Source organism: Candidatus Desulfofervidus auxilii (genome assembly GCA_030262725.1).
Lineage (GTDB): Bacteria > Desulfobacterota > Desulfofervidia > Desulfofervidales > Desulfofervidaceae > JAJSZS01.
Map to the genome: position 1 here is coordinate 25679 of JAJSZS010000002.1, position 21629 is coordinate 47307.

General features: G+C 32.8%; 20 protein-coding genes and 1 pseudogene. 8 read left to right on the forward strand and 13 right to left on the reverse strand.

Annotation, left to right across the window (positions count from 1 at the left end):
- The first annotated feature begins 53 nt into the window (after window positions 1–53).
- The 4 genes and pseudogenes from rplU (at window position 54) to proB (ending at window position 2775) form a co-directional block, all read left to right on the forward strand.
- Window positions 54–365 carry a 50S ribosomal protein L21 gene (gene rplU / locus LWW95_01400; GenBank protein MDL1955699.1) on the forward strand — a complete coding sequence of 104 codons (312 nt, stop codon included), beginning with the start codon at window positions 54–56 and terminating at the stop codon, window positions 363–365.
- 12 nt (window positions 366–377) lie between these two features.
- On the forward strand, window positions 378–638 hold the full coding sequence (gene rpmA / locus LWW95_01405) for a 50S ribosomal protein L27 (GenBank protein ID MDL1955700.1): 261 nt from the start codon (window positions 378–380) through the stop codon (window positions 636–638).
- A pseudogene (gene obgE / locus LWW95_01410) lies at window positions 639–1604 on the forward strand (GTPase ObgE).
- A gap of 25 nt (window positions 1605–1629) precedes the next feature.
- The gene (proB, locus tag LWW95_01415) at window positions 1630–2775 is read left to right on the forward strand and encodes a glutamate 5-kinase (GenBank protein MDL1955701.1); all 1146 of its coding nucleotides are present in this window, start codon (window positions 1630–1632) and stop codon (window positions 2773–2775) included.
- A gap of 210 nt (window positions 2776–2985) precedes the next feature.
- On the opposite strand, the gene LWW95_01420 is transcribed toward proB, so the two are convergent.
- From LWW95_01420 to LWW95_01435, 4 genes are read right to left on the reverse strand one after another with little or no spacing between them, the layout of a single operon-like run.
- Window positions 2986–4353, reverse strand: coding sequence for a sigma-54 dependent transcriptional regulator (locus LWW95_01420; GenBank protein ID MDL1955702.1), 1368 nt, complete (start codon window positions 4351–4353; stop codon window positions 2986–2988).
- 2 nt (window positions 4354–4355) lie between these two features.
- Window positions 4356–5717, reverse strand: coding sequence for an ATP-binding protein (locus LWW95_01425; GenBank protein MDL1955703.1), 1362 nt, complete (start codon window positions 5715–5717; stop codon window positions 4356–4358).
- Complete coding sequence (locus tag LWW95_01430; GenBank protein ID MDL1955704.1) at window positions 5696–7039, reverse strand: glucose-6-phosphate isomerase; 1344 nt, start codon at window positions 7037–7039, stop codon at window positions 5696–5698. The genes LWW95_01425 and LWW95_01430 overlap by 22 nt, the downstream gene beginning before the upstream one ends.
- A 10-nt stretch (window positions 7040–7049) precedes the next feature.
- Window positions 7050–7619, reverse strand: coding sequence for a hypothetical protein (locus LWW95_01435; protein ID MDL1955705.1), 570 nt, complete (start codon window positions 7617–7619; stop codon window positions 7050–7052).
- A 146-nt stretch (window positions 7620–7765) separates the two neighbouring features.
- On the opposite strand from LWW95_01435, the gene LWW95_01440 reads away from it, so the two are divergent.
- Together LWW95_01440 and LWW95_01445 are read left to right on the forward strand one after the other, a co-directional pair.
- Window positions 7766–9061 carry an NTP transferase domain-containing protein gene (locus tag LWW95_01440; protein ID MDL1955706.1) on the forward strand — a complete coding sequence of 432 codons (1296 nt, stop codon included), beginning with the start codon at window positions 7766–7768 and terminating at the stop codon, window positions 9059–9061.
- 1 nt (window position 9062) lies between these two features.
- Entirely contained in the window at window positions 9063–9581 is a 519-nt protein-coding gene (locus LWW95_01445; protein ID MDL1955707.1) for a hypothetical protein, read from the forward strand.
- Here LWW95_01445 and LWW95_01450 read toward each other — a convergent pair.
- The 9 genes from LWW95_01450 to rfaE1 all read right to left on the reverse strand — a co-directional run bounded on the left by LWW95_01450 (window position 9564) and on the right by rfaE1 (window position 19854).
- On the reverse strand, window positions 9564–10343 hold the full coding sequence (locus tag LWW95_01450) for a type III pantothenate kinase (protein ID MDL1955708.1): 780 nt from the start codon (window positions 10341–10343) through the stop codon (window positions 9564–9566). The two genes, LWW95_01445 and LWW95_01450, sit on opposite strands and share 18 nt — an antisense overlap.
- Window positions 10343–11698, reverse strand: coding sequence for a phosphoglucosamine mutase (gene glmM, locus LWW95_01455; protein ID MDL1955709.1), 1356 nt, complete (start codon window positions 11696–11698; stop codon window positions 10343–10345). The genes LWW95_01450 and glmM overlap by 1 nt, the downstream gene beginning before the upstream one ends.
- Complete coding sequence (folP, locus tag LWW95_01460) at window positions 11691–12521, reverse strand: dihydropteroate synthase (protein MDL1955710.1); 831 nt, start codon at window positions 12519–12521, stop codon at window positions 11691–11693. Before folP ends, glmM begins: the two co-directional genes overlap by 8 nt.
- A 7-nt stretch (window positions 12522–12528) precedes the next feature.
- Complete coding sequence (ftsH, locus tag LWW95_01465) at window positions 12529–14271, reverse strand: ATP-dependent zinc metalloprotease FtsH (GenBank protein MDL1955711.1); 1743 nt, start codon at window positions 14269–14271, stop codon at window positions 12529–12531.
- A 163-nt stretch (window positions 14272–14434) separates the two neighbouring features.
- Entirely contained in the window at window positions 14435–15964 is a 1530-nt protein-coding gene (locus tag LWW95_01470) for a YifB family Mg chelatase-like AAA ATPase (protein MDL1955712.1), read from the reverse strand.
- Window positions 15964–17400 (reverse strand): RtcB family protein, encoded by a 1437-nt coding sequence (locus tag LWW95_01475; protein MDL1955713.1) that lies wholly within the window; start codon window positions 17398–17400, stop codon window positions 15964–15966. Before LWW95_01475 ends, LWW95_01470 begins: the two co-directional genes overlap by 1 nt.
- Before the next feature lie 72 nt (window positions 17401–17472).
- Complete coding sequence (locus LWW95_01480) at window positions 17473–18342, reverse strand: YicC family protein (protein ID MDL1955714.1); 870 nt, start codon at window positions 18340–18342, stop codon at window positions 17473–17475.
- 2 nt (window positions 18343–18344) lie between these two features.
- Window positions 18345–18872, reverse strand: coding sequence for a DUF4416 family protein (locus tag LWW95_01485; protein MDL1955715.1), 528 nt, complete (start codon window positions 18870–18872; stop codon window positions 18345–18347).
- Complete coding sequence (gene rfaE1, locus LWW95_01490; GenBank protein ID MDL1955716.1) at window positions 18865–19854, reverse strand: D-glycero-beta-D-manno-heptose-7-phosphate kinase; 990 nt, start codon at window positions 19852–19854, stop codon at window positions 18865–18867. The genes LWW95_01485 and rfaE1 overlap by 8 nt, the downstream gene beginning before the upstream one ends.
- A 64-nt stretch (window positions 19855–19918) precedes the next feature.
- On the opposite strand from rfaE1, the gene truD reads away from it, so the two are divergent.
- Window positions 19919–21094 carry a tRNA pseudouridine(13) synthase TruD gene (gene truD / locus LWW95_01495; protein ID MDL1955717.1) on the forward strand — a complete coding sequence of 392 codons (1176 nt, stop codon included), beginning with the start codon at window positions 19919–19921 and terminating at the stop codon, window positions 21092–21094.
- Window positions 21091–21621: a class I SAM-dependent methyltransferase gene (locus LWW95_01500; protein MDL1955718.1), complete on the forward strand. Its 531-nt coding sequence runs from the start codon at window positions 21091–21093 to the stop codon at window positions 21619–21621. Before truD ends, LWW95_01500 begins: the two co-directional genes overlap by 4 nt.
- The last annotated feature ends 8 nt before the right edge of the window (window positions 21622–21629 follow it).

A 21629-nucleotide genomic window follows, 5' to 3' on the forward strand; every position in this document is an offset into this window, starting at 1 on the left:
AAAATCAAAAGGATACATTTTAATTTAAATTTTTGGAAAAGGAGGAAAAATTTATGTATGCAGTGTTGGAAACAGGTGGCAAGCAATATCGGGTAGCACCTGGAGAAATTATTAGGATAGAAAAAATTCCAGGGGAAAAAGGTGAAGAGGTATTATTTGAAAAAGTACTTCTTGTTTCTGATGAAAAGGAAATTAAAATAGGACATCCTTATATTAATGGAGCAGTAGTAAAAGGTGTTATTGTACAGCAGGGAAGGGGGAAAAAGATTATTGTTTTTAGATTTAAACGAAGGAAAAGATATCATAAAAAACGTGGACACCGTCAATATTTTACTGCTGTAAGAATTGAAGAAATTAAGGTTTAAAGGAGGTAAATTATGGCTCATAAAAAAGCAGGTGGTAGTTCTCGTAATGGTCGAGATAGTGTTGGTAAAAGGTTAGGTATCAAACGTTTTGCAGGACAATTTGTTCGTGCTGGAAATATTCTTGTTAGACAAAGGGGAACAAAGGTTCACCCTGGTTTAAATGTAGGAATGGGTAAGGATTATACTTTATATGCTAAAATAGATGGAATTGTTGCCTTTGAACGTTTAGGAAAAAATAAGAAAAGAGTTAGTGTATATCCTATAAATGCTTAAATGCGTTTTGTTGATGAAGCTAAGATATATGTTAAAGCCGGAGATGGCGGAAGGGGATGTGTTAGTTTTCGTCGCGAAAAATATGTCCCCCGTGGTGGCCCAGATGGTGGTGATGGTGGACGTGGGGGACATGTTATCTTAAGAGCCAATCCTCATATTCACACTCTATTAGATTTCCAATATCGTCAACATTTTAAAGCTAAGAATGGACAACATGGAAGGGGTAAAAGGCAAAAAGGTAAAGATGGTGAAGATCTTATTATTGAAGTACCAGTTGGTACAGTTGTATGGGATGCTGAAACTGGGAAAATGTTAGCTGATTTAGTAGAAGCAGGGCAAAAAGTTATTGTAGCTAAGGGTGGAAAAGGAGGATTAGGAAATTGGCATTTTGCTACTCCTACACGCCAAGCACCTAGGTTTGCTCAACCAGGAGAAAAGGGAGAAGAAAGATGGCTTTTATTAGAATTAAAGTTAGTGGCTGATGTTGGACTTGTTGGTGAACCCAATGTAGGTAAGTCATCTTTAGTAGCAGCCCTTTCAGCAGCACGTCCTAAGATTGCTGATTATCCATTTACTACTCTTGCTCCACAATTGGGAGTAGTAACAGTTGCTGATTATCCCCCATTTGTTATTGCAGAAGTTCCAGGTCTCCTTGAAGGTGCACATGTAGGTATAGGACTTGGTATTCGCTTTTTACGCCATATTGAAAGAAATGTTATGATTGCTTATGTTCTTGATGCTTCAAGGGTTGAGATAGAAAATCCTCTTGCTTCTTTAAAAAAAATAAAAAATGAAATTAGTGCTTATAATATTTCGCTTTTAGAAAAGGAACAAGTAGTTATTGTTAATAAAATAGATTTACCAGAGGCTAAAAAGATATTGCCTTTTTTAAAAGAGGCGTTAAAAAAAGAAAAATTAACATATTGGTGTGTTTCTGCTCTTTTTAAAAAAGGTATAGAAGAATTAAAAGAGGGATTAGCTAAAAAGGTTTATGCTATCAAAGGAAGAGATAATCAATTTAAGGAAATCTTTATGTAAACGGGTTCGCCGCTTAGTAATAAAAGTAGGAAGTAGTGTTATTACTACTCAAAGTGGTCTTAATGTTAAAGTAATAGAACAATTAGTTACTCAAATTGCTAAATTGCATAATCAAGGTAAAGAGGTGATTCTTGTCTCTTCTGGCGCTATTGCTGCTGGAATGCGAAAGATGGGTTTAAAGCAAAGACCTGTTTCACTTCCCCAACAGCAGGCTTTGGCTGCAATTGGACAAAGTGATTTAATTCGCATTTATGAAGAAGCCTTTGCTGTATATGATTTAAAAGTAGCACAAGTACTTCTCACTCGTGATGGGCTTGTGGATCGTCATCGTTATCTTAATGCAAGACATACATTTTTTGCCCTTTTACATTGGGGTATTGTGCCTATTGTAAATGAAAATGATACAGTAGCAGTAGAAGAGATAAAGTTTGGTGATAATGATTTTTTAGCTGGCTTTATAACAGCTATGTTAGAAGCAGATTTGCTTATTCTTCTCACTGATATGAATGGTCTTTATAATCATGATCCCCGTTTTTATCCAGAAGCAAAAAGATTGCCAATAATAGAAAAAATAGATAAAAAAATTGAGGCCTTAGGAAAAACTACTCCTAGTTTTTTGGGACGTGGAGGTATTGCTAGTAAAATTAAAGTAGCTAAAGATATAACAGCTGTAGGAATTCCTGTATTTATTGCAAAAGGTGATAAACCAGGAATAATTAATGCTATTCTTGAAGGTGAAGATGTTGGTACTCTTTTTTTGCCTCAAAAAACACAACGTTTACGTAAACATTGGTTAGCATCTCTTCCAGCTAAAGGAGAATTAGTTATAGATGAAGGGGCTATAAAGGCTATTAAACAAAATGGAAAAAGTCTTTTGCCTTCTGGAATAAAGAAAGTTAAAGGACAATTTTTTGCTGGAGATCCTGTCTATTGTGTAGGAGAAAAAGGAGAAAGGATTGCTATTGGTCTTGTAAATTACAATAGTACTGAAGTAGAAAAGATAAAAGGTCTTAATACTAAAGATATTATCAAAGTTTTAGGTTATAAAGGATATGACGAAGTGATTCATCGTGATAATTTATGTGTATTAGAAGATTAAAGCCGGTGATCATTGACCACCGGCTTAGAGGAGGGAGAAAATGAGAATTTATAAATCTAATTTAGCAAAAAGCTTGCCAACTCTTAAGTATCCAAAAATTTAATTCTTTTAAAGAAGAAAAAAATAGTTTTGTTCAAAAAATTTTACTTTAGAAGTTCAAATTTTTGAACTCTTTAAAATATATGGTTATTTTAGGTATAAAATTTTGGTCTATGAAAGAAGATTATATTTTTTGATTTTGTACTGAAGCAAACTTTTAGTAATACCGAGTAAACGAGCAGCCTTTGCTTGAATAAAATTGCTTTCAGCTAATGCTTGACGAATAAGCCTGATTTCTATTTCTTCTAAAAGTTGAGGTAATGTAAGATTTTTTGGTAAATTTTCCAAAAGAGAGGAAGGGGTTCTTTTTTCTTCTCTTAATTCTTCTGGTAAATGTTCTGGTTTTATCTCTTTTCCTGAACAAAGTACTACTGCTCTTTCTATAGCATTTTCCAATTCTCTTACATTTCCTGGCCAACTGTAATTATATATAAGGCTTAATGCTTCAGGAGATATTTTCAATTCACTTTTCCCCATTTCTTTTGTGTATTTTTTAAGAAAATGAGCAACAAGAAGAGGTATATCTTCAGGGCGTTTGCGTAATGGCGGTAAGTGGATATGAACTACATTCAAACGATAATACAAATCTTCTCGAAAATTTCCACTATCTACTTCCTCTCTTAAATCTTTATTTGAAGCTGCGATAATACGTACATCTACTTTTAATGTTCTTGTACCACCTACTCTTTCAAATTCTTTTTCTTGTAATACTCTTAATAACTTCACTTGAAGGGCTGGTGACATCTCACTTACTTCATCTAAAAATAATGTGCCTTTATCTGCCAATTCAAACCTTCCTTTACGCATCGCAGTAGCACCAGTAAATGCCCCTTTTTCATGTCCAAATAATTCGCTTTCTAATAAAGTTTCAGGTAAAGCAGCACAATTTACAGATATAAATGGTGCGTTTTTTCTAGGACTATTATAATGAATAGCCCTTGCTACTAATTCTTTTCCTGTACCACTTTCACCAGTGATAAGTACTGTTGTTTTTGTTGCTGCTACTTTTTTTATTATGTCAAATACAGCTTGCATTGTCTTACTTTTTCCAATAATGTTGTCAAAATGATATTGGTGATATAATGCTTGATTTAGCCGTCTATTTTCTTTTAATAATTGATAGACATTAATAGCCTTTCTTATAGTAATTTTTAATTCTTCATTAGAAAATGGTTTAAGGATGTAATCAAATGCTCCTTTTTTCATAGCTTCAACAGCTGTTTCAACTGTACCATATGCTGTCATCATGATAACAGGTAAATCTTCATTTATTTCTTTAATTTTTTCAAGCAAAGTAATACCATCCATCTGAGGCATCTTCATATCAGTAACAACTACATCTAAGTCTGTATGTTGCATAATTTCTAATGCAGAAAAAGCATCTTGAGCTGTTAGGACTTCATAGCCTTCTTCTTCAAGAACAGCTTTTAAAACTACCAAATAATTTTTTTCGTCATCAACAATAAGTATAGTTTCCATAATCAATAAGGTAACCAAATAATTACTTTTGTACCTTTGTTTATCTCACTTTCAATTTTAATCCTTCCATGATGATTTTCAATAATCTTTTTCACAATAGCAAGTCCAAGACCTGTCCCTTTCTCTTTTGTGCTAAAAAATGGAGTAAAAATTTTTTCTAATACATCTTCTGGTATTCCTATTCCAGTATCACTAAATGTAATAATTACTTTTTTTTCTTTTGGATTAGTATTTACTTCTACTTTTAATCTCCCACCTTTAGGCATGGCTTGTATAGCATTTAAGACAATATTTGAAAAAGCGCGATATAAAAGCTCAGCATCGGCATTTATAATTGGTTTATCTTTATAATCTTTTACAATTTCAATTTGCTGTGATTTGAACTCTGGCCCTAAGAAAGTAAGTACTTTATCTAAAATGGCTGTTATTTCACATGAAGAAAGTTTAGGCAAACGTGGTCGAGCGAATTCTAAAAATTCGCTTAAAACTTGATTAGCTCTTTTGGCTTCTTCTAATATAATTTGAGAAAGTTGGGCATTTGTAGGATTTTCTTTCTCACGATTTTTTAAAAGCTCTGCTGTGCTAGACACTACTCCTAAAGGATTTCTTAATTCATGTGAAATGGCTGCTACCATTTGGCCAATATTGGCAAGATGTTCGGCTTGTCTTAATTGTTCTTCTAATTTTCTTTTTTCTTCAGTTCTTTCTTCAATGATCCTTTCTGCTCTGCGTACAATTAAGGTAAGACCAATAAATAAAAATCCCATAATAAGGACAGAGCTGAGCACTACAGTTCTTTGAAAATCTGTAATACTTTGATAATCCTTTTTTAAGTCTTGAATAATTTCAAAAATTCCCAATACCATACTTGGATCTTTTACCAATCCTCTTTCAGCCATAAAAGGAGCATAAGTTTTTAATACATTTCCTTCCAATCGATAAGAAAGTTTGCCTTTTTTTGCCTGTTCAAATTCTGGAGGCACAGGCATCTTTTTCCCAATCAATTTTTTGTCAGTGCTATAAGCAATTTTTCCTTTAATATCATAAATATTTACTTGCTTAATATTGAAACCATGAATAGTATTTCTTACTACTCGATCCATACGTTCAAATTGCGCTCTTTCACGCAGTTTAATTCTGCCAAAGATGGCTACTGTAGGTAAAGTAAAATGGAGAAATACCTGATGATTTAGATTTTCAGCTACTAAAAAAGCATAATCTTCACTTTTTTTAAGAATAAGTTTTCTTGCCCCTTTAGAGATAACAAAAGAAAGTGCTAATGATGAGATTAAAATAAGGGAAAAACTTGTATAGGCGAAGTATTTTACAAGTTTAAAAGGTCTTACACCTTCGCTATGATACATTTTGGACTTTCAATATTTGGTTTTTCTTCTATCCATTCTGGATGTCCCATTAATGCTTTAGTATAACGTTTACCTAATTCTACACCAGGTTGGTTTAAAGGATTTACTTTCATAAGCAGACCAAAGGCAACAGTAGCTAATTCTAAACATAAAAAGATTTCTCCTATTGTAAAGGCATCAATTTTTTCAAAAACAAATTTAGCATTAGGGCGCCCTGCTTTGCTTAAAGCAGCTTCTGTACCCAACTGTTCTGCCTGAATCAATTCATTAAAAGTGTGACCTGAAAGGTAATTAAAAGCAGAAATTTCTTTAAAATAAGATGGAATAGATATAGTTTTTCGATATTTTTTAGGCACAAAGAATGTAATAACTTTATCATAAGGACCTTCCATATAAAGCTGAAGCTGAGAATGCTGGTCTGTTACTCCTAATGCCCTTACAGGAGTTGGCCCTTTTTCTTCCTTTCCTAAACTTTCTGCCCAAAGCTGACACCACCATTCTGCCAAGCCCATTAATGCTTGAGTATAAGGAAAAATAACATGAATATTTTTTCCTTTTTCTAAAAATAAGAAATGAGTAAGTGCATAAAGATAAGCAGGATTTTCTATTTTTTGACAACGTTCATACATAATTTTTGCACCTTCAAGCACAGCTTCTATATTTATACCAACAAGTATAGCTGGTAAAAGTCCAACAGGTGTAAGTACAGAGTATCTGCCTACTACTTTAGGTGGAATAGAAAATGTAAAAAAGCCTTCTTTAGATATTTCTCTCAATGGCCCCTTTTCAGGGTCAGTAACAATAACTATTTGTTCTTTTAAATTTCCTTTTTTCTCTATTATTTCCAAAAAAAGCAAAAATTGGGCTAAAGTTTCAGCAGTTGTTCCTGATTTACTTATTACTAAAAAAAGGGTCTTTTTTAAATCTAAAATATCTAAAAAACTCTGCATCAACTCTGGGTCTACATTATCAGCAAAAAATATGCGAGGATAGCCATTTCTTTCTGTAGGAGAGAGAAGATTATAAAAAGGATGACAAAGGGCTTGAAATAATGCCCTAGCTCCTAAAGAAGAACCACCAATACCAAGTACTAAAATATTTTCCCACTTTCCTTTAGCATCAGCAGCAAATTTTTTCATCTTATCCAATTCTGGCTGAATAATAGGTAAATCTAAAAAAGAAAAGGTACCATCTTTTTGCTTTTCTTTTATCTCTTCATGTAATACAGAAAGTAATTTTTTTCTTTCTTGTAATAAGTTCCAAGGAATTCCTTGTTTTCCTATATTTTCTTCAATAAGATTTGTATAATCATAAATAAGCATTTTTTTCTCCTTAAATACGTGGTTTTGCAAGGATTTCAAGTACTTTTAAATCTAAAAATCTTTTTGAAGTTGCAGACTTTAAAATTGCTACTGTATCTGCTCCACGCACAGTACCAGCCATAGCTACTACTTCTTTCCCCTCCTCTATTAAACCTGCATCGCAAGCTTCCATAACAATTTCACAACATACCTTTATACCTTCACCAAATCGACGTAAAGATTGGGCAATAATAAGAGTGGGATAAACACCACCAAATTTTTTAGCAAATGCTGTTTCTAAAGAATGAGTAAGTATAGTTCCTTTATAAATCTTACCACCAGCAGCTAAAATGGCTTCATAATTTTCTTTTAAAAATTCATCATGATTTGGTTCTTTAAAACCAACAGAATGAGCAACTACAACTACATTTACACCAAAAGGTTTTAATCTTTCTGCTGCTCGCCTACCTGTTTCCCCAGTAGTAGAAGCAATAACAAAATCTTGATAATCTTCTTCAGCTAATACTACTAAAATGTCCAAACAGGCGGATGTATTTTCCGGTCCGGCCTTTTTAAAAAACCAGACTTCTCTTCTTATCATCCCTTCCTCCTAGGATTTTTTTCCACCATAGCACCTTTAATTATTTTTGCCAAGACTTGCAGTAATGAATAATTTGAGTTAAAATTTTGTAAAGTTTCTGTTAAGAATTTTTTTAACAGTGACTTTTATATTTAAAAGAAAAATATATGAAAGTATTAATTTTAGCCGCAGGAGAAGGCAGAAGGTTGAGACCAATTACGGTCAAAAAACCAAAACCTGCCATAAAAGTCTGCGGTGTCCCTCTTATACTCCGCAATTGTGCCATCCTTAAAGAACTTGGATTAGAAATCTGTGTTGTTGTTGGTTATAAAGCAGAAGAAATTATAAATATTTTAGATAAGGACGTTCAAGTTATCTACAATGGTGATATTAAAAAAGGCAATGCTTATTCTGTTTTCTGCGCTAAAAATCTATTTAAAAATGAAGAGAAATTTCTTGTTTTAATGGGAGATCATCTTTATAGTCCTGAATTTCTTAAAAAAGCTATAAAAGCTCCTGAAAATACTGCTATTGTTTGTGAACAAAATGAAATTATAGAAATTGAAGAAGCAACAAAAGTTTTTACAAAAAATGGTCAAATTGTGGATATAGGTAAAACAATTAAAGATTGGCATTATATTGATACAGGTGCATTTATGTGTACAGGAAATATATTTGAAATTTTAGAAAAATTATTTAGAGAAAAAAAGACAGTAGAATGGTCTGAAATAGTGAAAGAGGCTGGAATGAATATTTATGTAGTAAATGAAGCTTGGATGGATATTGATACTATAGAAAATTACAAAACAGCTGAAAAAATTCTTTTAAAGGCTTTAATCAAACCAGAAGATGGATTTATTGCTAAAATATTTAATCGTAAAATTTCTTTAAGAATTACCAAATATCTTTCTACATATGATTTAAGTCCAAATCTCATTTCCTTCTTTTCATTCTTCTTATGTATTGTTGCTGCTTGTCTGTTTTTTTTAAAATCTTATCTTTTAGGTGGTATTTTTGCGCAATTTTCTTCTGTTATTGATGGCGTTGATGGTGAAATTGCTCGATTAAAATTAAAAAAATCAAAATTTGGTGGATTTTATGATGCCCTTTTAGATAGATATGCAGATGCCTTTCTTCTTTTAGGTTTATTTCTTTCATTACCTTTTAATCTCTTTCGCTTTTTCTCTTTCTTTTTTGCTCTACTTGGTACATTCCTTATAAGTTATACTACATCAAAATTTTATGAAACTTATAATTATCGTGCAGAAAGTGTAGAAAAATATCTTAGACTCTTGCCAGGTAAAAGGGATGAAAGAATATTTCTTATCTTTATCTTTTCTTCACTTGCCTGTTTTCATTTAGTTTTTATAGATATTCTTCTTTTCATACTTGCTTTACTGACAAATATAAGGGTAGCTGGTAGACTCCTTGTCGCTAGGAGTTTGGAAGGAGTGTTACCCTAATATGCAATCTTTAAGTTTATACAAATTCTTTTATTTAGCAATAAAACAAAGTTTTTTTGATTTGGGAATTAAAGAACCTGAAATTGCTGATTATATAGCAAATTTATTAGCTGAATTTGCAAGGACAGATAATTTGTATAAGATTAGAAATGCACAAGGTGAAAAACTTACTACTGTAGTAGAAATGTTGATAGAGGCAAATTATTCTTTTAGAGAAAGAGAGATAAAAAAACATATTGGTGATTATACGCTTTTTATGACAGGTATATTTAGAGAATATGTAAAAAATCAATCATTTTTCCAATTTTATCTAGAAGAAGGAAAAAGAGCATATTTTTATGTGTTTAATTTTGATAGACTTGCTTATGTACCTGGTTCATACTTATTTTTTGAATTATCAAAAAATTTTGAATTTTATTCTGGTGCATTAGATTATATGAAAAAAAGATTCTTTAAAGAAACAAAAAGTAATGATCCATTTTTAGACTTTTCTTATCAATTATCAAGGTATGTTCATTAAATTTTTTTCATAAAGGATATACAGACCTTCAAGTACTAAATTTTCTTCAATTTTATCTATCTCTTTTACTTCTGTAGCAATAAGTGGAGCAAAACCTCCTGTAGCAATTACAAGCGGTTTTTCAGAAATTTCTTGTTTTATACGTTTTATAAGTCCACTAGTCAAAGCAGCATATCCATAAATAAGACCAGCATTCATAGCATTTATTGTATTTTGATTAATAACTTGTGGCGGTTTAATAAACATTTCTACGCGTGGAAGTTTTGAGGCATGAATAAATAAAGCTTCAGCAGCAATCTGAATACCTGGCACAATAATCCCACCTTTATATTCACCGTTTCCAGAAATATATTCAAATGTAATAGCTGTACCAAAATCAATAATGATTAAAGGACAGCGATATTTTTCATATCCAGCTACAGCATTAGCAATACGGTCTGCTCCAAGTTCTTTTGGATTATCATAATGAATAGAAATACCTGTTTTTATACCTGGTTCAACAATAAAAGGTTTTAAATTAAAATATTTTTCAGCCAAAATCAAAAATGCATTTAAAACAGGTGGTACAACACATGCAATAGCTAAATGTTTAATATTATTAAAGGATAAATTGTTTAATTCACAAAGGGATTTAATTTTTATAGCCAATTCATCAGCAGTAAAATCATGCTGAGTGCGAATTCTCCATACTGCTTTAAGGTATCTTTTTTCAAAAACACCAAATGTAGTATGGGTATTTCCAATATCAACAGTTAAAAGCATTATGCCCCTATACTTTGAGCAATGGCTGAGGCAATATTTTCTGCTAAGCGTTTTATCAAACTAGCATCAGTTCCCTCTACCATCACACGAGCAACAGGTTCAGTACCAGAATAACGTAATACTATTCTGCCTTTTCCTTCAAGCTGTTTTTTTGCTTCTTTTAAAACTTTTTGCACAACTGGTATACTTTCAAGTGGTGGTCTTTCTTTAACTTTTACATTAATTAACTTTTGAGGAACAAGTTCTATAATAGAAGAAAGTAAAGAAAGTGGTTTCTCTTCTGCTAGCATAATTGAAAGAATTTGTAATGTAGTAAGAATGCCATCACCTGTAGTATGACGATCCAAAAATACAATATGACCTGAAGGTTCACCACCAAGGTTACTATAACCTGCTCTTAATGCTTCTGTAACATATCTATCTCCTACTTTTGTACGCATAAGTTTTATTCCTCGTTCTTTTAAAGCAAGTTCTAATCCAAAGTTTGACATCACTGTTCCTACTACAGTATTGTGTTTAAGTTTATTTTGTCTTTTTAAATAATCACCACAGATAGCAAGGATTTTATCTCCATCTACAATATTGCCTTTTTCATCAATTAAAATGGCTCTATCACCATCACCATCTAAAGCCAATCCTAAGTCTGCTCCCATTTCTTTTACTTTTTCTGCTACCACTTCTGGATGTAATGCTCCACATTTTTCATTAATGTTAACACCATCAGGTTTTACCCCAATAAGACATAAATCTGCTCCTAACTCTGAAAATACCATTGGTGCTACTTTATAAGCTGCTCCATTAGCACAATCAAGGGCAATTTTAATACCATCTAAAAGCATTCCTCTAGGAAAATTATTTTTTAAAAATACAATATATCGACCTATTGCATCTTCTATCCTAAAAGCCTTTCCTATTTCTGTAGCTACTGGTCGGATTGTATCTATTTTATTTTCTTCAAGTACAAGTTTTTCAATTTCTGCTTCAGTTTCATCAGGCAATTTAAATCCGTCTCTGCTAAAAAATTTAATACCATTGTCATCATAGGGATTATGTGAAGCTGAAATTACTACACCAGCATCTGCACGCATATTAGCAGTAATAAAGGCAATGCCAGGTGTAGGTAAAGGGCCAATTAAAAGTACATCCACACCCATACTGCAAATTCCAGCTGTTAAAGCTGTTTCTATCATATAGCCAGAAAGACGAGTATCTTTTCCTACAACAACTTTATGACGATGGGATTGTTTCTTAATAACATAAGCTAATGCTCGACCCACTTGCATAACAACTTCTGTAGTCATAGGCCAAAGATTAGCCTTACCTCTAATTCCATCTGTTCCGAAAAGTTTACCCATCTGTTGCCCCCTTAATGGCATTTATAACATCTATTATTTGGCGTGCTTCTTTTACAGCATGTACTCTCAAAATATCCACATTATTTAAAGTAGCATGTGCTATTACTCCTAATGTGCCAATATCTCTTTCTTGAGGATTTTCAATCCCAAGGATTTGGCCTATAAATGATTTTCTAGAAGGCCCTAAAAGTATTGGTCTTCCGAGATTTTTAAAATAAGTAATATGCTTTATTAATAGTAAATTATCATTAAGACGTTTACCAAAACCAATTCCAGGATCAATAGCAATTTGTTCAATCTTTATTCCTTGAGAAAGGGCAAATTCTATCCTTTGTAAAAGAAATTCATACACTTCCTTTAAAACATTTTTATAAAAAGGGTTTATCTGCATATTTCTAGGTGTGCCTTTCATATGCATAAGGACAATAGGTACTTGATAATCTGCTATTACTTTAGCCATATCTTTATCAAAGCGCAATGCACTAACATCATTCACAATCTTTGCACCAGCTTCAATGGCAGCTTTAGCTACCTTTGCTTTATAAGTATCTATAGAAATAGGAATGTTTAATTCAGAAGAAATAACTTTTATTACTGGGATTACTCTTTTTAATTCCTCTTCTGCTGAAATAGGTTTGGCAAAAGGACGAGTGGATTCTCCTCCTATATCTATAATATCAGCTCCATCTTGGGCAAGATTATGAGCATGTGCTATTGCATTTTCAGTTTTGAAATAAAGACCACCATTAGAAAAGGAATCAGGTGTGACATTTAAAATTCCCATTATTAAAGGGCGTTTTTGAAGGAATATATCCCATTGCATAAAACTCCTAATGTGTGCCTTCAGCAATTATCTGATCAAGAAGAGCACTATCTATCGTTTCTTTTTCTAAAAGTGTTTGAGCTATTTTATGAAGTAAATGCATATTCTTTTTAAGCAATTCTTTTACTTCTTCATAACTTTTGATTACAATGCGTCTTACTTCTTCATCAATTCTTCTTGCCGTTTCTTCACTATAATCTCTTGCTTGAATAATTTCTTTTCCTAAAAAGATATGTTCTTCTCTACGACCAAAAGCAAGTGGTCCTAGCTCTTCACTCATTCCCCAATTACATACCATTTTACGAGCTAATTCTGTTGCTTGAGCAAGATCATTACCTGCACCAGTAGTAAAATCATTAAATACTAACTCTTCTGCTGCTCTTCCACCTAAAAGCACAGCCAAACGATTTAGTAAATATTTCTTAGAATAAGTATGTCTTTCATCTACAGGCAATTGCTGTGTAATACCTAATGCCTGTCCTCTAGGTACAATACTTACTTTATGTACAGGATCACTACCTGGAAGAAGCTTTGCTACTAAAGCATGTCCTGCTTCATGATAAGCAGTAAGCCTCCTTTCTTCTTCACTAATCACCATACTACGGCGTTCTTTACCCATTAATACTTTATCCTTTGCTTCTTCAAAATCGTCCATTTCTACTTTTTCTTTACCTTTGCGTGCAGCAAGCAGTGCTGCTTCATTTACAAGATTTGCTAAATCAGCACCAGAAAAACCTGGTGTGCCTTTAGCAACAATACTTAAATCTACATCCGGAGCAATAGGAATTTTTTTAACATGAACTTTAAGTATTTCCTCTCTTCCTTTTACATCTGGCATGGGTACTACAACCTGTCTATCAAACCTACCTGGACGTAAAAGTGCAGGGTCTAAAACATCTGGTCTATTGGTAGCAGCAATAAGAATCACACCATCACTAGCGTCAAATCCATCCATTTCTACTAAAAGCTGATTTAAGGTCTGTTCTCTTTCATCATGTCCTCCGCCTAAACCAGCACCACGGTATCTTCCAACAGCGTCAATTTCATCAACAAAAACAATACATGGGGCATTTCTTTTTGCCTGAGCAAACAAATCTCTCACTCTTGCTGCACCAACTCCTACAAACATCTCAACAAATTCAGATCCACTAATACTAAAAAATGGTACATCTGCTTCGCCAGCTATAGCCTTTGCCAAAAGTGTTTTACCTGTTCCAGGTGGGCCTACAAGCAATACACCTTTTGGTATTTTTCCACCTAATTTTGTAAACTTTTGAGGTTTTTTTAGAAATTCTATAATTTCTTGAAGTTCTTCCTTTGCTTCATCTATCCCAGCTACATCCTTAAAAGTTACTTTTTTTGATTGATCACTAATTAATTTTGCTCGGCTTTTACCAAAGGAAAAAGCTTTGCCACCTCCTGCCTGCACTTGTCGCATAAAGAATATCCAAACAGCAATTAATAAAATCATAGGAAACCATGAAATAAGAATAGTCATATACCATGGTGAATTTTCTTCTGGTTCTACCCTAATTCTCACACCATGTTGGCGTAAAAGAGGTATTAATTGATTATCCTTTGGAACATAAGTATGAAAAGACTCATTAGTAATCAATACTCCCTTTACTTCATTCCCTTTTAAAGTAACACTTATTACTTCACCATGCTGTATTTTGTCTAAAAACTCACTATAAGTTATCGTTTGACGAGTAGGTTGAGGATGGTTAAAAAGATTAAAAGTTAAAATCATAATAATGGTAATAACCAACCAAATTGCTAAATTTCTATATGTTGGACTCACTTTTTTACTCTTTTACCCGAATGGGTAAAACCAGGTATTTTTTTGCCCCCCTGGTTACGGGACATTCTTAATTTCAGAGTAACAATTAAAACATAAAAGGTCAATATTCTTTTTAACTCATCTCTCTATCTAAAGTACGATATTGAATTGCTTCCGCAATATGCTGAGATAATATATTTTTTTCACCTTCTAAATCAGCAATAGTTCTAGCTATTTTTAAAATACGTGTATATGCCCTAGCACTTAAACCCAATTTTTCCATAGCTGTCTCAAGCAATTTTTTACCAGCATTATCTAATACACAAAATGTATTAACAAGTTTTGAATTCATTTGGGCATTGCAATAAATTCCTTTTTTAGCAAAACGCTTTTTTTGAATATCTCTTGCTGCTTCTACCCGTTTTCTAATTTCTTTTGAGCTTTCTCCTTCAGAAATTTGATTCAAATCTTGATAAGAAACAGCTGGTACTTCAATATGAATATCGATTCGATCAAGTAATGGCCCTGAAACCTTTGCTCTATAACGCTGAATCTGTAAATAACTGCAAGTGCATTGGTGTTTTGAATCACCAAGAAAACCACAAGGGCAAGGGTTCATGGCACAAACAAGCATAAAACGAGCAGGATAAGTGACTGTTGCTCCTACTCTTGCTACTGTTACTATTCCATCTTCTAATGGTTGTCGCAAAGCTTCCAATACATGGCGTTTAAATTCAGGCAATTCATCTAAAAACAAAACACCATTATGGGCTAAAGTGACTTCTCCAGGCTTTGGAGTTTGTCCACCACCTACAAGTCCTGCATCAGATATAGTATGATGAGGAGCACGAAAAGGACGAATAGTAATAAGTGCTTGTCCTTGTGGTAATAAACCAGCTACACTATAAATACGTGTAGTTTCCAAAGCTTCTTCAAAAGTTAAAAGTGGTAAAATAGTAGGTAATCTTCTAGCAAGCATTGTTTTGCCAGCTCCAGGTGGGCCAATCATAAGCACATTATGACCTCCAGCTGCTGCAATTTCCAATGCTCGTTTGGCATAGACTTGCCCTTTTACTTCTTGAAAATCAATTTGTGAATCTTGTTCTATGTTAAACACTTCTTCAATATTAAGGCTTGCCTTAGGTAAATCAATTTGATTGTTTAAAAAATCTACTACTTGAGGAAGATTATCTACAGCCATTACTTCAATGTCAGGAATAATTGCAGCTTCAGCCACATTGCCTTTTGGGACAATCAATCCCTTTAGACCCTCTTTTCTTACACAAAGGGCAACTGGTAATATTCCATTTACAGGTTTTATTCGACCATCTAATGAGAGTTCACCTAAAAATACATATTCTTTTAAAATTTCTGTTTTAATTTGACCACTTGCTGCCAATATTCCAAGTGCTATAGGTAAATCAAAGGCAGAACCTTCTTTTCTCTGAGAAGCCGGAGCAAGATTAACAGTAATTTTATCAGTCGGAAAGTAATAACCACAATTTTTTATAGCAGAACGAATCCTTTCTTTACTCTCTTTTACAACTGTATCAGGTAATCCTACAGTTATCCATGCAGGAAGTCCATGTTGAATATCAACTTCTACTTCAATGAGATAGGCATTTATGCCTAAGATGGCACTACTTAAAACCCTAGCTAACATTATCCTTTGATTACACCAAGAGGTTTAATCCTTGCTACCATACGACTAATACCAGCTTGATGTACTACATCTATAACCATAGCCACATCTTTATATGCTTCAGATATTTCTTCAATTAATGTGCGTTTTCCTGCCCCTCTAACATAAATCCCTTTTTGTCTCATTTCTTGAGCAATGTTTCTGCCTTTAGCCATCCTAATAGCTTGATGCCGACTCATTACACGTCCTGCACCATGACATGTGCTGCCAAATGTCTCTTCCATAGCTTTTTCTGTACCTACAAGAACATAGGAATAACGACCCATATCTCCTGGTATAAGGACAGGTTGTCCAATCTCTTTATAAATATCAGGGACTTCTGGATGACCGGGTGGAAATGCCCTTGTTGCCCCTTTACGATGTACACAAACTTTTACTTTTTTCCCATTATAAGTATGGGTCTCAATTTTGGCAATATTGTGACAAACATCATAAATCAATTTAAGTCCCAATTCTTCAGCAGATTTTTTAAAAAAATATTCAAAGCTTTCTCTTACCCAATGTGTAATTATCTGCCGATTAGCAAAAGCAAAATTGGCTGCACAAGCCATAGCAGATAAATATTGTTGCCCTTCTGAAGAATTAATAGGAGCACAACAAAGCTGTTTATCTGGTAAATGAATTCCATATTTTGCACTAGCTTTAAGCATTACTTTAATATAATCATCGCATACTTGATGTCCTAATCCTCTAGAACCTGTATGAACTAAAATCATTACTTGATTTTTAAAAATGCCTAAAACATTAGCTACTTTTTCATCATAAATCTCTTCCACATATCCTACTTCTACAAAGTGATTACCAGAACCAAGTGTGCCCAATTGATCTTTCCCCCTTTCTAATGCCCTATTTGAGACATATTCAGGATTAGCATTTGGTAAACATCCTCCAGCTTCTATATGTTCTAGATCTTCATTCCAACCAAATCCTTTTTTTACTGCCCATTTTGCTCCTTCTTTTAAAACTTTTTTTAATTCAGCTTGTTTTAATTTAAAGTCTTTTCTATGTGATCCCACACCTGTAGGAATATTTACAAAAAGGGTATCTATTAATTTTTCAATGATAGGAACTATATCTTCTTTTATTAAATTTGACCGCAATAACCTCACACCACAATTTATATCATAACCAACCCCACCAGGACTAATAATACCTGAATCTACATCAAATGCAGCTACACCACCAATTGGAAAACCATAGCCTTCGTGGATATCAGGCATAGCTAAAGAAGGGCCAATAATGCCAGGTAAACAAGCTACATTTGCCACTTGTTGTAAGCTTTGGTCTTCTCTTATCTGAGCAATCATTTCTTGTGTAGCATATACAATACCTTCAGTGCGCATTTTTCCTTCTTTTGGTATACGAACTCGATATTTATCAATCCGTTGAATTTTTATAGACATAACACCTCTTTTTTTCAAAAAAACTACTATTTTTAGATTAACATGAAGAAAGGGAAAAGGCAATAATCATTCAATATTTTGCAATTGTTGTCTTATTTTTTCCAATTCTGTTTTAATTTCTACCACTTGTTGACTAACAATAACATCATTTGCCTTTGCTCCCATAGTATTAGCTTCACGATGCATTTCTTGTAAAAGAAAATCCAATTTTCTTCCTATAGCTTCTTTTTCTTCAAGTAAATCATTGAAATTTTTAATATGTGTTTTTAATCGTACAATTTCTTCAGTAATATCGCTGCGTTCAGCAAAAAATACAACCTCTTGTGTAATCCTCTCTTCATTTATATCATTTAATAATTCTTTTACGCGTTGATATAAACGCTGTCGATAAGCTTTAACTATTTCTGGAACCCTTTCTTCAATTTTATTAAGATGTATAGAAATTGTACTTAAACGTTGTTCAATATCTTTTTTTAAACTTTCTCCTTCTTTTTGACGCATAATATCTATTTGTTTTAAGGTATCTTCTAAAACTTGTTTTAGTGGTGGCCAAAAGTTAAAAATATCTTCTTTTGTTTCTTCTGTAATAAAAATATCTTTTACTCCAAGAAACATATCTAAAGTAATATCACTTTTTAATCCTAAACCATTTTTCAATTCCTTTAAAAGATGATAATAAGTCCTAGCTACTTCCCAATTAATACTTAAAGGAGGGAGTCCTTCTATATTGCCACTAATTTTAACAATACAATCTACCCGTCCTCTAAATATATATGATGAAATCAATTGTCTTACATTTTCCTCTAAAGGAAGAAATCTTTGAGGGAGCTTTAAGATAATGTCACGATAGCGATGGTTAAGGGTGCGTATTTCTACACTAAAATGTAAATTTTGCCATTCAAGTTCACTTTTTGCATAAGCAGTCATACTTTTCATAATTATCCTCTCTTTCTTTGTTCAAGATACCGTTTTCGAACAAGTTTTAATAAACCTTTTAAAGGTTCGCTAGCATAGTCAGGGTAAGTCCAGGGCAGAGCTTGAAAATCACCTTTTTGATAAATAAGTGTTAAGTCAGCATAAACACCATCCTTTAAATATACACGATGAGTATAATTTTTCCCTGTTGCAAGCACTAGACGTTCAGCTGTAATATAACCTGGGTCAATATTTATTTGTCTTTTCCCATTTATAGCATATTCTTTTTCAATATTATTTGTTTTTATCTTAATATCTGGTAATTCATCAGGTAAAATGAGGTTTAAAAAACTGATAAGACGGCGAAAAAGCGGTTTTCCCATTTCTGAATAATAATAATCAGTGTGGTCAAAAGGTAAAATTTCACTAATAAAGTCTATCTCCCCAAACAATTCAATAAGTTTAGGTAAAACTGATTCAAAAATATCTTTTTTATGAAAAATAAGACTCATAATAAGTTTTACAGGTGAAGGTGGTTTTAGTTCACTCATGAAGGACTTTAATGAGTTGTTCTCGACTTACTGTAGCTGTGCCTACTTCTCCAACAACAATACCAGCAGCTAAATTAGCTAATATTGCTGCTGTTTTAAGAGAAGCACCACTAGCCCAAGCAGCAGTTAAAGTAGCAATAACTGTATCTCCAGCCCCAGTAACATCATATACTTTTTTAGCCATAGCTGGAATATAAGTAATTTCTCCATTTTTTTCAAAAAGGGTCATACCTAATTCACCTTGGGTGATAAGGACTGCTTGCGTTTTAAAATTGGAAAGTAATATCTTTCCTGCCTCTTGAACCATTTCCTGAGTTATATCCATAATACCATTAAAACCACAAACCTGCATAGCCTCAAAATGATTAGGAGTGATAATATTTACTCCTTCAAATAATGGAAAATTTTTTACTTTAGGATCAACTGTTAAAAGGATTTTATTTTTTTGAGCCAATTCTTTTAAACCTTCCATTAAATTTGGACAAATTACACCTTTAGCATAATCTGAAACCAAAATGGCATCTATTTTAGAAATATGTTTCTTAACAAAATCAAGCATTTGAAAAACAGTATCTTCTTCAATAGGATGCCTTTTTTCTCGATCCACTCTTACTACTTGTTGGTTATGAGCAATGATTCTTGTTTTGACAGTAGTAGGGCGATTAGTTTCCACAATAATACCTTCAGGGTGAACTCCTAATTTTCGTATCTCTTTTATCAATTGCCTTCCCATCTCATCATTGCCTATTACTCCAGTAACAAATACTTTTGTTCCAAGAGAAACTAAATTATTAACTACATTAGCTGCTCCTCCTAAACGATATGATTCATTTACTACATCCACCACTGGTACTGGTGCTTCAGGGGAAATCCTTTGTACTTTTCCCCATACAAATACATCCATCATAAGATCACCTACTACTAAAACCTTTGCTTTAGATAAAGCATTGATAACAAAAATGGCTTCTTTCTGTGTCAGCATAATCAATCCCTACCTTAAACTGCATTTTTTGGCAAGTCTTTATTTGATATGATATAAAATCTTTATGAAAATTAAAGTCATACCAGAAGATTTTATAGTTGAAGAGATTGTTAATTATCCAATAAAAAGTGAAGGGAAATATGCAATTTTTAAACTTAAAAAACGCTATTGGGAGACATTTAGCCTTTTGAATCGTATTGAAAAAGATACAGGTATGAAAAAGGAATTTATTCATTTAGCTGGTATTAAAGATAGATATGGACTGACAACACAATTAATAGCAGTTAATAAAGAATATGCGATATGCAAATCCTTTTCAGGCTCAAATTACTCTTTAGAATTTCTTGGTTTTGGTGATGAAAAACTTACAGCTAGCCATATTGTTAAAAACCGATTTACAATTGTGCTCCGTGATATAAAAGTAAATGATGTTCAGAAAATAGAAGAAGCTATAAATCAAGTAAAAAATTATGGATTTCCAAATTATTATGATGAGCAACGCTTTGGCTCAGCTAGACATAGAAAAGGATTTGCTGGCAAGGAGTTGTTTTTGAAAAATTATGAAAATGCCCTTTTTCTTTTAGTCGCCACCCCTTCTGGTTATGATGATAGAAAAACAAGGGAGTTTCATAAATTTGTTAGAGAAAACTGGGGGAATTGGAAATCCTGTTTAGAAAAGTCCTTTTTTGAATATAAAGCAGTATTTCGCGCCCTTATTAAACAGCCCAAGAACTTTCTTTATGCTTTACAAAAATTGGATAAGCGTTTCCTTGTTCTTTTGGTTAATGCCTATCAATCATTTTTATGGAATGAATATGTAGCCCTTTATTTGAAATCCATTTTAAAGAATACAAAAGATGAAATTTATGAATATCCTTATCTTTTAGGAAAGTTTTTATTTTATAGAACTTTGGATAAAAAGGTAAAGGATTATCTTATACAAAAGACTATCCCAGTGATAAAAAAGGGGACAAAGATTTCAGATAAAAGGCTTAGGTCAGCTATAAGCAAGGTGTTAAGAAAAGAAGGGATTAAAAAGAGTGATCTAAGTGTAAAATCTTTACATATCAGATTGCAGGAAAAGGAAAGAAAGTTAATAATTGTTCCAGAACATCTTGAAATCCTAGAAATAGCTCCAGATGAACGTTATAAAAATAGAATGAAGATAAAATTTTTATTAGAACTTCCGCGTGGTAGTTATGCCACTATTTTTATAAAAAGAATTACACCAATAAAATGAAACTGATACTTATAACTCTTTTTGGACTATTTTTTATTTTCTTTTTTAAAATAGTCTTCGTCATCTCTACATCTAGTGTGATAAGCATTACTCAAGGTGCTCTTTTTACTAGAACAAGTTTTGCCAAAATAAAAAGAATATTGGAATATATTAATCTTAAGCCAGGACAAATTGTCTATGACATTGGTTGTGGTGATGGACGCTTTTTAAGGGCAGTAGTAAAAAAGTATAAAGTAAAAGCTATTGGCTATGAAATAAATCCTTGGGCTTATTTTTTAGCAAAAATTTATTGTTTAGCTTATCCAGAGATAAAAATTTATTTTGCTAATTTTTGGCGCAAGAACTTATCCGATGCAGACCTTGTTTTTTGCTATTTATTCCCAGATGTTATGAAAAAGCTTAGAAAAAAATTAGAGGTAGAGCTTAAACCTGATACTTGGGTGGTAAGTTGTAATTTTCCTATTCCTGGTTGGGAGCCTAAAAAGGTTATATACGAAGGTGATCCAATTTATATTTATCGAATATAAATTCTTGA